Source organism: Cellulophaga omnivescoria, assembly GCF_027915275.1.
Lineage (GTDB): Bacteria > Bacteroidota > Bacteroidia > Flavobacteriales > Flavobacteriaceae > Cellulophaga > Cellulophaga omnivescoria.
Map to the genome: position 1 here is coordinate 772,597 of NZ_CP115819.1, position 14,986 is coordinate 787,582.

Annotated in this window: 10 protein-coding genes; 5 read left to right on the forward strand and 5 right to left on the reverse strand. The window is 30.9% G+C overall.

Features of this window, described 5'->3' with window-relative positions; all coding sequences use genetic code 11:
* Nucleotides 1–289 precede the first annotated feature (289 nt).
* The gene (locus PBN93_RS03370; protein ID WP_077398801.1) at nt 290–1,708 is read right to left on the reverse strand and encodes a RagB/SusD family nutrient uptake outer membrane protein; all 1,419 of its coding nucleotides are present in this window, start codon (nt 1,706–1,708) and stop codon (nt 290–292) included.
* A 15-nt stretch (nt 1,709–1,723) separates the two neighbouring features.
* The gene (locus PBN93_RS03375; RefSeq protein WP_077398803.1) at nt 1,724–4,843 is read right to left on the reverse strand and encodes a SusC/RagA family TonB-linked outer membrane protein; all 3,120 of its coding nucleotides are present in this window, start codon (nt 4,841–4,843) and stop codon (nt 1,724–1,726) included.
* A gap of 428 nt (nt 4,844–5,271) precedes the next feature.
* Here PBN93_RS03375 and PBN93_RS03380 point away from each other — a divergent pair, with 428 nt between their 5' ends.
* Nucleotides 5,272–5,868, forward strand: a complete 597-nt coding sequence (locus PBN93_RS03380; RefSeq protein WP_271081424.1) for a ribonuclease HII — start codon at nt 5,272–5,274, stop codon at nt 5,866–5,868.
* Nucleotides 5,869–5,907: 39 nt separating this feature from the next.
* Nucleotides 5,908–8,334 carry a ribonuclease HII gene (locus tag PBN93_RS03385; protein WP_271081425.1) on the forward strand — a complete coding sequence of 809 codons (2,427 nt, stop codon included), beginning with the start codon at nt 5,908–5,910 and terminating at the stop codon, nt 8,332–8,334.
* Nucleotides 8,335–8,338: 4 nt separating this feature from the next.
* On the opposite strand, the gene lipB is transcribed toward PBN93_RS03385, so the two are convergent.
* Together lipB and PBN93_RS03395 are read right to left on the reverse strand one after the other, a co-directional pair.
* Nucleotides 8,339–9,043 carry a lipoyl(octanoyl) transferase LipB gene (lipB, locus tag PBN93_RS03390; RefSeq protein ID WP_271081426.1) on the reverse strand — a complete coding sequence of 235 codons (705 nt, stop codon included), beginning with the start codon at nt 9,041–9,043 and terminating at the stop codon, nt 8,339–8,341.
* 15 nt (nt 9,044–9,058) lie between these two features.
* Nucleotides 9,059–9,217 carry a YqaE/Pmp3 family membrane protein gene (locus PBN93_RS03395; RefSeq protein WP_013620258.1) on the reverse strand — a complete coding sequence of 53 codons (159 nt, stop codon included), beginning with the start codon at nt 9,215–9,217 and terminating at the stop codon, nt 9,059–9,061.
* Between the two features lie 272 nt (nt 9,218–9,489).
* On the opposite strand from PBN93_RS03395, the gene lysS reads away from it, so the two are divergent.
* The gene (gene lysS, locus PBN93_RS03400; RefSeq protein WP_077398810.1) at nt 9,490–11,181 is read left to right on the forward strand and encodes a lysine--tRNA ligase; all 1,692 of its coding nucleotides are present in this window, start codon (nt 9,490–9,492) and stop codon (nt 11,179–11,181) included.
* A 119-nt stretch (nt 11,182–11,300) separates the two neighbouring features.
* On the opposite strand, the gene yiaA is transcribed toward lysS, so the two are convergent.
* Nucleotides 11,301–11,780 carry an inner membrane protein YiaA gene (gene yiaA, locus PBN93_RS03405; RefSeq protein WP_077398812.1) on the reverse strand — a complete coding sequence of 160 codons (480 nt, stop codon included), beginning with the start codon at nt 11,778–11,780 and terminating at the stop codon, nt 11,301–11,303.
* 149 nt (nt 11,781–11,929) lie between these two features.
* Between yiaA and PBN93_RS03410 the strand changes: the two genes are divergently transcribed.
* Nucleotides 11,930–13,435 carry a hypothetical protein gene (locus tag PBN93_RS03410; protein ID WP_271081427.1) on the forward strand — a complete coding sequence of 502 codons (1,506 nt, stop codon included), beginning with the start codon at nt 11,930–11,932 and terminating at the stop codon, nt 13,433–13,435.
* An 85-nt stretch (nt 13,436–13,520) separates the two neighbouring features.
* A complete protein-coding gene (locus PBN93_RS03415; RefSeq protein WP_271081428.1) occupies nt 13,521–14,951 on the forward strand; it encodes an SLC13 family permease in 1,431 nt (476 codons plus the stop codon).
* The last annotated feature ends 35 nt before the right edge of the window (nt 14,952–14,986 follow it).

The window sequence follows — 14,986 nt, forward strand, 5'->3', positions numbered from 1 at the left end:
TATTAACCTTTTACGATTGCAAAAAAACATATAAAAATACACATTAAAATAACATTTGTTAATTTATACTGTACTAAAAATCATACAAATAAAAATATAATGGGTTGTATAAATTAATAACTCCACAAAACTTATTGTTTTGAGAAAAATAAAAATTATAAGATTAAAGCCTATTAACATTAATTAACATTAACAATCTAAAGACTACATATTTATGTTTTTAACAAAAAAAACCGTCAAGAGCAATAGCTCTTGACGGTTAAAATATAAAATGTAGAAAAGCTACTGCTTATCTATTAGCATTTACAGAGTTATCTATATTCTCATTGGCATCAATTTCTACCTGAGGAATTTTTAAATAAAATCTCTTATCATTTGGTTCTAAATTCTTTACAATTCTGTGATTAGGAGTTCTAACAATGCCTCTTTGTAGACGCTTGGCATCAAACCACTCAACACCAAACTCTCCATACATTTCTTTTCTTCTCTCTAAAAGAATTTCTTCCTCAAGAGCAGCACCTGTATTAGAGGACTTAACAGCCAATGGATCTCTATTACTTTGTAATTCAAATAACAAATCTTTAGCTCCTGTTTCATCTCCTTGTCTAAACTTAGCTTCTGCTTCAATTAAAATCATTTCCGCAGTTCTCATAATAACTATATCACTAGAGAAAGCAAACAAGAATTTTGTACTTGTAACCTTAGTATAATCAGTAGCTGTACCAACCTGAAAAGTATTACGAGCATCTGTTGCAGTAAACTCATTTGAAAAGTACTCATTAATATATACATTATTATATGCAGGTGTAATTGGATCTACAAAGGCAGATGGTGCATTATAGTAATAGTTAGATTGGTCACCTGTTTGAGGCATACCCCATATCCATTCTTTATTGCTAATATCATCAAAACCGTTTCCGTAAGTAGCAGGATCTAAAACCTCGTTAACATTACCTCCGTAAGCAGCAAAGGCAGCAGCTTCTGCACCACTCCAATTACCCATTGCTAAGTAAACTCTAGCCAATATACCATTAGCAACATTAACATTAACATAGGATTTCCCTAACCTTTCTTCTGTTAAAGAAGAAATTGCAACTTTTAAATCATCTACAATAAAATCATAAAGTTCACCTAAAGTCCCCATAGGTTTACCCTCTGTTGAAAGCTCAGTATAAATTGGAGGCGCAGGTAAATCTCTGTTAGCCTCTGTATAACCTTCTTGAAATTCTAATGCTAACTGAAAATAATAAAATGCTCTAAGTGCTTTTGCTTGTCCCGTAAGCTCTTGTTTATCAATTTCTGATAGTTCAGAAGTTTCTACTCCATTAATACACGCATTAATTTGGTTAATCATATAATAAGGAAATTCCCATGAAAAAGAAGTTCTACGGTAAGTAGGCTCTCTGTTATCATTATCATAGTCAAAACCCCACCATGAACGAGCATGAATTAAATCATTACCTTTTATTGTTCTTGCGAAATAAATAGAATTTACCCCTGCAGCATCAACACTTGTAAATTGGCGTCTAGCTCTTCTGGCAATTCCAGACAGAAAAGATTCTACACCTGTTCTAGACCCAAAAATTACACTTTCTGCAACTACTTCAGTTGGCTGTGGTTCATTCAAATAATCTTCTGAACAACCAACAAATACTAAAGAGCTTGTGCATAATAAGGATAGTATTCCTTTTTTTATAATATTCTTCATTTTCTTTAAATTTTATTAAAATTGTACATTAAGACCTAAACTAATTGTTTTTAACAAAGAAGATCTACTGTCTGTAGTACCTGCTAAACTTTGTTCAGGATCTATTCCTTTATGGCTTTGCCAAGTAAACAAGTTATCACCTCTTAAGTAAATTCTAACATTGTCTAAATATGCCTTTTTAGTAATATCTGACGGTAAAGTATATCCTAAAGTAATAGCTCTTAATCTCACATAATCATTATCAAATAAGAATCTTGTAGATGTTCCATTAAAGTCATTCTGAGAATTTAATAATAAAGGTACATCAGTAATGTCACCTGGTTGCGTCCATCTATTAGCTATATCAGGAGAAGCGGTGTAACCTGGTCTAGAAAAACCATCCATTAAACCAGCATATGAACTATCATAGACTTGCGCTCCAAAACTAAAATTAAATAACATATTAAAATCAAAACCTCCAACTTTTAAATCTGTTGTTAATCCTCCTGTTACATCTGGCAAAGAAGAACCTTGGTAATACCTTGTTGCCTCAGAGTAATCTTTTGTTGTTTCTCTTTCTCCAGTCGGGTTACCATCAACATCCAATACATCTTTATACCACATACCGTATCCATCTTCAGGATCTACTCCTGCCCAGTCCTGAATAAAGAAATCATATAAAGACTTTCCTTCTTTCCATTTTTTAGTACCAGTAATAAATTCATCCTGAGTTAGCTCTGTAATTTCATTTTTATTAATTGCAGCATTAACTCCTAAAGTCCAAGTAACCTTATTGTTTTGAATTAATCTTCCTGTTAAAGACATTTCGTAACCAGAGTTTTTAATTGACCCTACATTAGTAGTTATACCAGAGTTACCTGTAGAAATTGGTAATGGTTTAGTATATATTAAATCTATAGACTCCTTACTGTAGTATTCAAAGCTACCATCTAATCTATCATTAAGCAAAGAAAAATCTAAACCAACATTAAATAATGCCGAAGTTTCCCATGTTAAATTAGGATCTGTTACATCTCCTAGTAATACACCAGTGTTATCCAACTCATTGTTTCCTGTTTCAAAACCTTGTAAATAAGGAAAATATGACGAAGTACCATTATTACCTAACTCACCATAAGAAGCTCTTAACTTTAGTAGATTAATAGTACTACTACCTGCCAAAAAGTTCTCATCTGAAATTACCCAAGATCCACCAACAGAAAAGAAGTTACCCCATCTTGTATCTTCAGAAAATCTTGAAGAACCATCTCTACGGTATGAACCTTCTATAAAATATCTATCTTTATAGCTGTATGCTAAACGGCCTAAATATGATGTTAATCTATCTTCACTAATAAAGCCACTAACACCTTCTGGCAGCGTACTACCATTTAAAACTTTTACACCTGGTAAAAATCCAGTTCCTTGAGCACCTAGTGCATCAACTTTTAATTTATAGGCTTCAAAAATTGCATTTGCCTGTATACTATGATCTCCAAAAGTTTTATCATAGTTTAAAGAGTTGGTAAAGTTAAAAGTTGTAGTAATATCTCTATCTTGAGCTACACGCCCACCTACACTTGATGCAACACCTACATCGTAAGCATCATAACTATTACTATCAAATAAATAATTTTCGTAAGACAAATTCGTCTTAAAAGATAAATTATCAGAAAATTTAATTTTCGCAAAACCGTTTACTAGGGCATTAGTTCTTTTGTTAACATCATCATAATTGTATAACGAACCTACTGCATTTTCATTACCTAACAACGGTCTACTACCATTAACAGATTGACCTGGCGTAGAACCATAATCATATATTCTATTACCAGAATTATCTAAAACAAGACCTCCATTTTCATTTCTTCTATATAATGGATATATTGAAGACATACTGTATATCCATTGGTATGAACTTTGAAAAGTACTTCCTGATTGAGTAGGGAAATTTTGTTTTGATGTAGATAAAGATGTATTTAAACCAACTGTTAACCAATCTTTAACTTCGGTTTCTAAATTTAATCTAGTTGTAAACCTTTCAAAATCTGATTCTCTTACAGCCCCCTCTTGGTTTAAATAATTTGCAGATAAGAAAAACCTTGAAGATTCTCCACCTCCAGAAATACTTACAGTATATTCGTTACGTTGTGCTGCACTTCTTAACATTTCATCTTCCCAGTCTGTCTCCCATAACGAAGTAGCTCCTGGTACTAAATTACCATTTTGATCTACAGGCTGAGCAACATTATATGGATTGTACCCTAAATTAGAAATTAAACTTTGTGATGCATTAATACCTGCGTCTGTTGCAGACTGACCAGTTATGTATAAATTTTTATTTCTTTCTGCTTCCCAAGAATATCTCATCATATCATCATTACCAATACGGTCGTGTAATGCAACAGCCGGAGTAGAAAAACCAGACACAGCCGAAACTGTAATTTTAGAACCTGAATTGTATGACCCCTTTTTTGTGGTAATTAAAACAACACCATTTGCCGCCCTAGAACCATATAAAGCTGTAGATGATGCATCTTTAAGAATATTCATAGATTCTATTTGATCACCACTAATACTATTTATGTTTCCATTAAACGGAACCCCATCTACCACAATTAAAGGCTCTGCACTGGCATTAATAGAACCTATACCACGAATTCTAATAGTTGGATTAGAACCTGGCTGACCACCTGACGTAATTACATTAACACCAGCAACAGTACCTTGTATTGCACTTGTTATAGTTGTTAATTGTTGACTATCAATCATTTCCTCTCCTAATGAGGTTACAGAACCAACAATAGACTTCTTTTTTTGCGATCCATAAGCCACCACTACAACCTCATCCAATGCCTCAGCATCTTCATCCATTTGCAAACTTATAGTGTTTGATGAACCAACTTTTCTCTCAGTAGTTTTTTGCCCAACATAACTGTAACGCAATATTTGTCCTACACTTGCTTTGATAGTATAATTACCATCAAAATCTGTTTGAGTTCCTGTAGTTGTTCCTACAACTAATACAGTTACTCCAGGTAATGCCAAACCTTCATGATCTGTAACATTACCAGTAATTGTCTTCTCTTGCGCATAAGAGAAGCTCATTAACATCACCAATAAGGGTGTTAAAATCCAAGCTACCTTCGTTCTCATTTATTATTATTTTTTGAGTTAGTATCTAACAAAATTCCTAATTAAGAGTTAAGCTCACAAGAAATTATAGTTAACGAAAGCAGTAAATGTTAAAAATAAAAGAACTATTAAGCTTTTACTAAAATTAAGACACATAAAGCAACAAAACACCTTATTTTTTAACCAAAATAATGTGAAAAATTTAAATACAAAATGATTAATACTTAATACCAACTAGTAAAAACCTTACAAAAAAAAACATATGTATATACTAGATGACATAACAGTATATATATAATTAAATAGCGTTAACCCAAACAAGTTTTTATGACAACTAATTATTATCAGTAAAAGTTAAAGGTTCTTAAGTGTGAATTTTTTAACCGCACAGAACACAATACATTTAAATAAAAATTATACTTAGTTTTACATTCCAATTATCACTTTTTATGTTAAAATCTTACTACAAATTAATTAACGAGGCAGGAACTGATGAAGCGGGACGTGGTTGTTTAGCAGGACCTGTTACCGCTGCTGCAATTATTTTACCAGAGAATTTTAAAAACGACATATTAAACGACTCCAAATTGCTATCTGAAAAGAAAAGAGAACTTTTAAAACCTATTATAGAAGAACAAGCCATTTGTTTTGGAGTTACACATATTTACCCTAAAAAAATAGATGAAATAAACATTTTAAACGCGTCTATACTTGCTATGCATAAAAGCGTAGGTAAGCTAACTACCAAACCAGAGTTTATAATTGTTGATGGTAACCGTTTTAAACCTTATAAAAAAATTGAACACGAATGCATTATTAAAGGCGACTCAAAATTTTTGAGTATTGCAGCAGCCTCTGTATTAGCAAAAACGTACAGAGATGCATATATGGAAAAAATACACAAAGAATTTCCTATGTATAACTGGAAAAAAAATAAAGGTTACCCCACTAAAGAGCACAGAGAGGCTATTAGAGAATTTGGACTAACAAAATACCACCGTAAAAGCTTTAAACAATTACCAGAGCAATTAAAATTTCCGCTATAGGTAAATTAATTTAACTTTGTTATTATAAGTTGTAATTGTATGAAATTAAAAATTGTTATTGCGTTACTCATCATTTGCTGTTTTAGTTGTACTAGTAAACAACAAACTAAAACACATATTTTAGATTACTTACCTAACAACTCATCTGTAATTTTAAAAATAAACGATTACAATAGCCTTAGTAGTAACATTAAAAATAACCAGGTTTTAAATACTTTAATGAACTCTCATAAATTTAAAACTTTTAAGGAGGCTAGTAAAATTTTAAATCATTTACAACCAAACAACAAAGGTCTTTTAACTTTTAATACTAAAGATAGTATTATTAGCAGCTATTTATACATTACCAAAGATTCTGTTAACCTGCATAATCTTGATAGTTTATTTACCCACAGTACAAAAACCATAAACAACATTAATTATAAAGAGTATAAAATAGACAGTGTTTTATATTATACAGTTACTAAAAAACCGTTTACTATTTTTTCTTCAGATAAAGATTTAATTATAAGTACACTTAATAGCTCTAAAAGTGTAGACCCTAGTATTTATAAATTATATAATGCATCTAACAACAATAAAACTGCTACAATTTTCACCAATAAAAATAATGATTGGTTTTTAACAAATATTAGTAATAAAGACAGCCTAAGCATTAAACAAAATATAAATTGGGTTTCATTAGACATTAACACCAAACAAAATCAATTAAATTTAGCTGGGATTACCACAACTAATGACAGCCTTGTTAACTTTTTAAATTTATTTAAAAATACCAAAGCAGTAGCTAATAGAGCTCAAAATTATGCACCTCTACAAACGGAGGCTATAACATCATACACATTTACAAACTATACAACATTTGCAAAAAACAGATTAAAATATTTAGGTATAAAAACCAAAATTGACTCAATTTTTACTACGGTTGAAGAAATAGCTATAATTACAACAAATTCTAAAAAAGCAGTTTTACTACAAACCTTTGGCGCAGATAATATAGATGAATACCTAAGTACTTATAAAAAAGCTAACGACAAAGACAATCCTATAATTACATTAAATAGCAACACTATTTTAACATCTATTTTTAGCCCTTTAATACAGGAGTTTAGTACCAATTACTACACTATTTTAGGTAATGCTTTTATTTTTACTGAAGAAATTGAGACACTACAAGACATTATTAATAATTACAAATCAGGTACCACGTTTAATAAAACACCACTATACACATCTGCTACAGAAACTATGGCAAAACAATCTTCTGTTTTGCAAATTTCTAATTCTAAAAAACTTGAAGAACTTTTAAATTCTACCTTTTTAGAAAACAAAATTAAACTTGATTTAAATGATTATTTTTATGCAAACCAGCTTGTTGCAGATGCTAACTTTTACCACACTAATATAACAATTCAAAAAATTAATAAAGCAACTAAGGCTAACACTACTACTCCAATTTTTACTATACAATTAGATAATGATTTAGCCACAGAACCACAATTTGTAAAAAACCACAGAACCAATAAAAAAGAAATTATAGTACAGGATATAGAAAATAATTTATATCTAATTTCTACAGACGGAAAAGTATTGTGGAAAAAACAATTGGAAAGTAAAATACAAGGAAAGATAAAACAAGTAGACCTATACAAAAACGGTAGGCTGCAATTTGCTTTTACAACCAATAATCAGTTTTTAATTTTAGACAGAAACGGAGAATTAGTTGCCCCCTTCTCTATAACTTATGATGGTGGAAACTTGAACGAATTAGCCGTTTTTGACTATGAAAACAACAAAAATTACAGATTTGTTGTTACCCAAGGCAAAAAAGTATTTATGTACAATGCTAAAGCAGAAATTGTTACAGGTTTTAAATACACAGAAGCAAGCAGTTCTATAATAAAAAAACCACAGCACTTTGTTGTTGGCAATAAAGACTATCTGGTTTTTATGCATGAAGACGGCTCGCTTAAAATTTTAAACCGAGTTGGTAAGGTAAGAGTGAAAACAACTAATAAAATTGCATTTTCTAACAATGATGTAGTCTTGTTTAAAAATAAATTTACAGTTACAGATACTACTGCTGTTTTACACCAAATAACTACCAACGGTAAAACTTCTGCTTCTAAATTTAACCTTATTAAAGATCACGGTATAGATGCCACAACCAATACACTAGTATTAATGGACCAGAATACCATATCCATTAAAGGAAAAAAAGTAACTTTAGAGTTAGGTATGTACAGTAAACCAAAAATATTTTACATAAACAATAAAATATACGTTACCGTTACCGACTTACAGAACCAAAAAATATATTTGTTTGATAGCAAAGCAGAAGCCATACAAAACTTTCCGGTTTACGGAAGCTCATTAATTGACTTAGCCGATATAGACAATGATAAAAAGCTAGAACTGGTTGCTAAAGACTTAGACAACTCTATAATTGTGTATAAAATAAATTAATAGCCTATTTTAAAACCATTTCCGCTTCAAACAATGCTGTAAAATACTTTAGTAATTTCTCTTTTACTTCTGCTATATTTACTTCTTTTTTACCCAATTCAACGTTTAAAGAAGTCACTGCTTTATCTTTTATTCCACACGGAATCATAAGATCAAAATACCCTAAATCTGCATTTACATTTAAGGCAAAACCGTGCATTGTTACCCATCTACTAGCGCGCACACCCATTGCACAAATTTTACGAGCAAACGGTGTACCAACATCTAACCAAACTCCAGTTTCTCCTTCAGAACGTTCCGCTTTTAAACCATACTCTGCTAAGGTTAAAATTACCATTTCTTCTAACAGCCGTAAGTATTTGTGTATATCTGTAAAAAAGTTATCTAAATCTAATATTGGGTAACCAACTATTTGTCCAGGACCGTGATACGTAATATCTCCTCCTCTGTTAATTTTATAAAAAGTAGCGTTTTTTTTAGCCAATTGCTCTTCATCTATTAACAAATTAGCCATATCGCCACTTTTACCTAAAGTGTACACGTGCGGATGCTCTACAAACAAAAAGTGATTAGGTGTTTTTAAACCAGCATCTTCTCGCCTGTTTTTTATTTTTATATCTAAAGTTTCTTTAAAAAGATCTTCTTGGTAGTCCCAAGTTTCTTTATAATCCTTCTGTCCTAAATCTTGTAGAAATACTTCTTTATTCATTCTACAAAGATACAATTATCTGTCTGGATTATTCAATATTATAAGTGCCGCAATTGTGCCAGGCACCCAACCGCATAACCATAGTAAAAATACAATAACTATAGATCCGCATCCTTTACCTATAACAGACAAAGGCGGACATAAAATAGCCAATAAAACTCTCCAAAAACTCATTTATTATTATTTTGATTGATGTACTTATATGACGCTTCAAAACACTAATTGTTACTATTTTTCTTCAAATTTATTTCAAAACACTATTTAAGGTTTGTTTTTAGGTTGATAAACCAAATACTCATTAACCAAAAACAACATATTTAACACTAATGATTTACAACATACTAGCATCAAAATATAAAAATTTAAAAACCTTTATATGCTAATGTACTTTCTACTTTGATAGATTACCAGTTTGTAACTATATTTGCAGCCTTAATTATAGATATATGCAGCTTTCGGAACAAGAAATCATCAGAAGGGAAAAATTAGGCAAGCTAAGAGAAATGGGCATTAACCCATATCCGGCAGATTTATACCCAGTAAACACTACCTCTAAACAAGTTAAAGAAAATTTTGAAGAGGGTAAACAGGTGATTATTTCTGGTAGATTAATGTCTAGAAGAATTCAAGGTAAAGCTTCTTTTGCAGAGCTACAAGATGGCGAAGGTAGGGTACAAGTTTATTTTAACAGAGACGAAATTTGCCCTGGTGAGGATAAAACCCTGTATAATGATGTTTACAAAAAACTATTAGACATTGGAGATATTATTGGTATTGAAGGTGATTTATTTACTACACAAGTAGGTGAAAAAACAATAATGGTTAAAAAGTTTACATTACTTAGTAAATCTTTACGCCCATTGCCGTTACCAAAAGTAGATTCTGAAGGCAAAGTTTTTGATGAATTTAATGACCCAGAGTTACGTTACCGTCGTAGATATGCAGATTTAGTTGTAAATCCGCACGTTAAAGAGGTTTTTGTTAAGCGTACTAAGTTGTTTAACGCAATGCGTAGCTTTTTTAATGACGCTGGTTATTTTGAAGTAGAAACTCCAATTTTACAACCTATTCCTGGCGGTGCCGCTGCTAGGCCATTTATTACACACCACAACAGTTTAGATATTCCGTTGTATATGAGAATTGCTAACGAGCTTTATTTAAAGCGTTTAATTGTTGGTGGTTTTGATGGTGTTTATGAGTTTTCTAAAAACTTTAGAAACGAAGGAATGGACAAAACACATAACCCAGAGTTTACAGCTATGGAAATTTATGTGTCTTACAAAGATTATAATTGGATGATGGATTTTTGTGAGAAACTACTAGAACATTGTGCAATTGCTGTTAACGGTACAAGTGAAGCTACATTTGGCGAGCATAAAATTAATTTTAAAGCGCCTTATGCACGTGTAACAATGGCAGATTCTATTAAACATTTTACTGGTTTTGATATTACTGGTAAAACTGAAGCTGAAATTTTTGAAGCAGCTAAAGGTATGGGTATAGAGGTTGATGCCACAATGGGTAAAGGAAAACTTATTGATGAAATTTTTGGCGAAAAATGTGAAGGCAATTACATACAACCTACATTTATTACAGATTACCCAAAAGAAATGAGTCCGCTTTGTAAAGAGCATAGAGATAACCCAGAACTTACAGAGCGTTTTGAGCTTATGGTTTGTGGTAAAGAAATTGCAAATGCATACTCTGAGCTTAACGACCCAATAGACCAAAGAGAGCGCTTTGAGCACCAATTAAAGCTTGCCGCAAAAGGTGATGATGAAGCTACTGAGTTTATTGATGAGGACTTTTTACGTGCTTTAGAATACGGTATGCCACCTACATCTGGTATGGGAATAGGAATGGATAGGTTAATTATGTTTTTAACCAACAACCAATCTATACAAGAGGTATTGTTTTTTCCTCAAATGAAGCCAGAACGTAAAGCGGTTGCTTTAAGTGATGAAGGTAAAGCTGTTTTAGCTCTTTTAAAAAAGGCTGAAAAACTACCATTAAATGAATTAAAATCTAATTCTGGTTTAAGTAATAAAAAATGGGATAAAACTATTAAAGAATTAACAAAAAATGGTGTTGCTAAAGTGAATAAAACTGATGATGGTTTGTTTGTAGAAATAGCGTAAAATCCATTTACCAATAAATTTAAAACAGCGTTACTATTAAGTAACGCTGTTTTTGGTTAAAAGATAACCATCATCAAAACAAATAAGTTTGTTTGTTTTAATTTTTAAGTACTGTTAAATTAATCTTCATTTTTATCATTACGGTCTATGTACTGCACATCTCTTGTGTTTTTTTGCACCGCAATTGCAGAAAATAAACTCAATAAAAAAGACATACCGTAAAATCCTTTTTCACTCAACAACAAATCTGCATTCCACAAACCTACTATTAACAACACTATAGATGCTACCGCTGCAAACCAGCTAATACCGTAATAAATATCTGTCACAGGTACATCCTCTAACCTATCTCTCACTGCTTTTTGTACAGATATTACAGAGAATAATCCAAAAAGTAAAATTGTAAAGTAGTATCCTTTTTCATTTAATAACATATCTGCGTTCCATAAACCAATACAAAACGCTGCCATACCCACAAATAAAGATGTCCAAGCAGCACCTATAAATGCCGGAGTTGGTTTTTGATCATACACTTTTTTACTTTTCTTCTTTTTTGATTTCAATTCTTTGTCTAACGAAACATTTGTTTGATAATCCATAATTTTTGTGTTTTGATTACGGTACAAATATGTAACGATTTAAAACCTACAACAACACAACTTACACAAATAACTGACGATATATTTTATACAAAATAAATTAAATAGCCTATATTTATATGAAAAAATAAATTTTTAATGACGATTAAATGACTGATTTAAATGTAATAATAAGCACACTTACCACTGAAGAACAGCAACAGTTTGCACTTTTTTTAAAGAAAAAAAACAAACGAAATGATACTAAAAACATTCAGCTTTTTAAATTATTACAGCAGAACAATTTATCTTCTACAGAAATTTGTAACCATTTATATAGTAATAAAAAAAATGCTTACCACGCATTAAGAAAACGTTTATACAATTCTTTAATAGATTTTATAGCTAATATTAATCTGGAAGAAGAAAACTCTGTTGATATGCAAGTCATTAAATACATATTAGCATCAAGATCTTTTCTGCATAATAAACAGTACAAGGTGGCTTATAAAATTTTAACTAAAGCAGAAACACTAGCAAAATCTCATTATCTATTTTCTATTTTAAACGAAATTTATCACACTAAAATTCAGTATGCCTATGCTAACCCAGATAGCAACATTACTGTTCTCATTAATAAATTTAAAGAAAACCAGAAAAACCTGTTTATAGAAGATCAATTAAATATTGTGTACGCCAAAATGCGCAAAACACTAAATAATATAACCTATAAAGGAGATGTAATAGATATTGAAACTTTACTAAAAAAAACACTAGAGGAGCACCATATTTCGGTTAACGAGTCAATGTCTTTTAAATCGTTATACCAATTAATAACACTGGTAAGTATACCTGCCTTTGTTACCAATGACTATTTAAAAACAGAACCCTTTATAATAAAAACCTACGCTATTTTAAAAACACATAAAAGCGCCAGCAAACAACTGTATTACCATATAGAAGTATTGTATTTAATTGCCAACACATTATTTAGAAATAAAAAGTTTAACGACTCACTTCACTATCTAAAGCTAATGGAAACGCAAATGTTAGCAAACAACAAAAAATATTACAATTCTTTTAAATTAAAACATCAATTTTTACTTGCTTTAAACACTAACTACAGCAGCCAACAAGAAAAGGCTATTGGTATTTTAGAAAAACACATAAACACTAAACACGCAGATACAGACTCTTTACTTAAAATCTACTTAGCCTTAAGTATGTTTTACATACAAGCCCAAAGATTTAAAGATGCTCACCATATATTTTCTAAATTTTACCATACAGATAACTATTACGAAAGTAAAGCGGGAAAAGATTGGGTTATAAAAAAGAATTTAATTGAGATTATTTTACATACAGAGTTAAATAATATTAACCTTGTAGAGTCTAAATTACGAAGCTTTAAAAGAAATTATTTTACATACCTAAAACTAATAAAACAACAAAAAGCAATTACCTATTTATCTTTTGTAGAGCTATATTATAAGGACCCAAGTTTTATTACTACAACTAAATTTAAAGACAAAGTAGAAAACTCTTTTGAGTGGGTAGGAAAAGAAAAAGAAGACATTTTTGTAATGAGTTTTTATGCCTGGTTAAAAAGTAAAATGGAAAACAAACCACTTTACCTAACCACATTAGAGCTAGTGCAATTAGCTAAAGAAAATTAATTACAGTTTTTAGCTTATGTAAATTTCTTTTCTTTCTGGTTTGCTCTCAAATTCTATATTTGTATAATTATAAGCATTATATATTATGGCAATAAGCAAAAAAATTGGACTAGTAGCTGGGCCTCTAGTTTTTTTATGCATTATACTACTACCCACAACAATACTATCTACAAATGCAGATGCTGTTATAGCAATAGCTCTATGGATGGTTATTTGGTGGATAACGGAAGCTGTATCTATTTCTGTTACCGCACTACTACCTTTAATTTTGTTTCCTATATTAAAAATAATGCCTTTAAATACAGTAGGCGCTAACTATGGTAATAAAATTATTTTTTTATTTTTTGGTGGTTTTATTTTAGCACTTGCCCTAGAAAAAGTGAACTTACACAAACGTATAGCTTTAAACATTATAAAAATTACTGGCACTACCCCCAACAAAGTAGTATTAGGTTTTATTATTGCTACTGCAACCTTAAGTATGTGGATTAGTAACACTGCAAGTACAGTTGTAATGCTACCAATAGCTGTGTCGGTAATAAAATTATTAGTTAATGATAAAGATGGTTTTACAAAAAGTGACAAAAATTTTGCTCTTAGTGTAATGCTAGGTATTGCTTTTTCTGCAAACGCTGGTGGTATTGCTACCATTATTGGCACACCTCCAAATTCAGTTTTAATTGGCTTATTAGAAGAGCAATACAATATAGAAATATCATTTTTAAAGTGGATGATAATTGGCTTGCCATTTTCAATTGCATTACTAACTGTTATCTACTTTGTGCTTGTAAAATGGATGTTTCCTAATAAGCAACTTGAGTTTTCTGCCTCTAAGGACGTTATTAATTTAGAATTAAAAAAACTTGGGCCAACTAGTAAAAAAGAAAAAATGGTATTGGTAATTTTTGCCATTACTGTGTTCTTATGGATTTTTAGAACCCTAATAAATTCTATTTTTCCAAAACTAGGCTTATCAGATACTGTAATTAGTATGATAGCTGCAGTATCTTTATTTGCTGTGCCTTATAACTTAAAAAAAGGAGATTTTATCTTAAAATGGAAAGACACAGAAAAGTTAGCTTGGGGAATATTAGTACTTTTTGGCGGAGGCTTAGCATTAGCAAATGGTATGGCTACAACAGGTATAGTTACTACTGTTACCGAAACTATATCTAACAGTAATATAAACATCTTTTTTACGGTATCACTATTAATATTGCTAATGTTGTTTATGACAGAGCTTATGAGCAACGTTGCTTTAATAACTGTTTTAGCTCCTATTGTTGCTGGTATTGCAATTGGTTTAAACATACCAATGCTACATATACTTATACCTGTTACAATGGCTAGTAGCTGTGCTTTTATGCTCCCTATGGCTACACCACCAAACGCAATTGTATTTGCAAGCGGATATATTAAAGTAAAACAAATGGCAAGAGTTGGTGTAATTTTAAACTTAATAGCCGTAGGCTTATTAATAGTACTTTATCAATTTATTCTACCACTACTCTTTTAAAAAACAGAATAGCCTCTGCAAAGCAAAGGCTATTC

Bases quoted from the DNA above. Each gene is read 5' to 3' on its own strand.
- PBN93_RS03370 (WP_077398801.1), bottom strand. From the start codon at position 1,708: ATGAAGAATATTATAAAAAAAGGAATACTATCCTTATTATGCACAAGC.
- PBN93_RS03375 (WP_077398803.1), bottom strand. From the start codon at position 4,843: ATGAGAACGAAGGTAGCTTGGATTTTAACACCCTTATTGGTGATGTTA.
- PBN93_RS03380 (WP_271081424.1), top strand. From the start codon at position 5,272: ATGTTAAAATCTTACTACAAATTAATTAACGAGGCAGGAACTGATGAA.
- PBN93_RS03385 (WP_271081425.1), top strand. From the start codon at position 5,908: ATGAAATTAAAAATTGTTATTGCGTTACTCATCATTTGCTGTTTTAGT.
- lipB (WP_271081426.1), bottom strand. From the start codon at position 9,043: ATGAATAAAGAAGTATTTCTACAAGATTTAGGACAGAAGGATTATAAA.
- PBN93_RS03395 (WP_013620258.1), bottom strand. From the start codon at position 9,217: ATGAGTTTTTGGAGAGTTTTATTGGCTATTTTATGTCCGCCTTTGTCT.
- lysS (WP_077398810.1), top strand. From the start codon at position 9,490: ATGCAGCTTTCGGAACAAGAAATCATCAGAAGGGAAAAATTAGGCAAG.
- yiaA (WP_077398812.1), bottom strand. From the start codon at position 11,780: ATGGATTATCAAACAAATGTTTCGTTAGACAAAGAATTGAAATCAAAA.
- PBN93_RS03410 (WP_271081427.1), top strand. From the start codon at position 11,930: ATGACTGATTTAAATGTAATAATAAGCACACTTACCACTGAAGAACAG.
- PBN93_RS03415 (WP_271081428.1), top strand. From the start codon at position 13,521: ATGGCAATAAGCAAAAAAATTGGACTAGTAGCTGGGCCTCTAGTTTTT.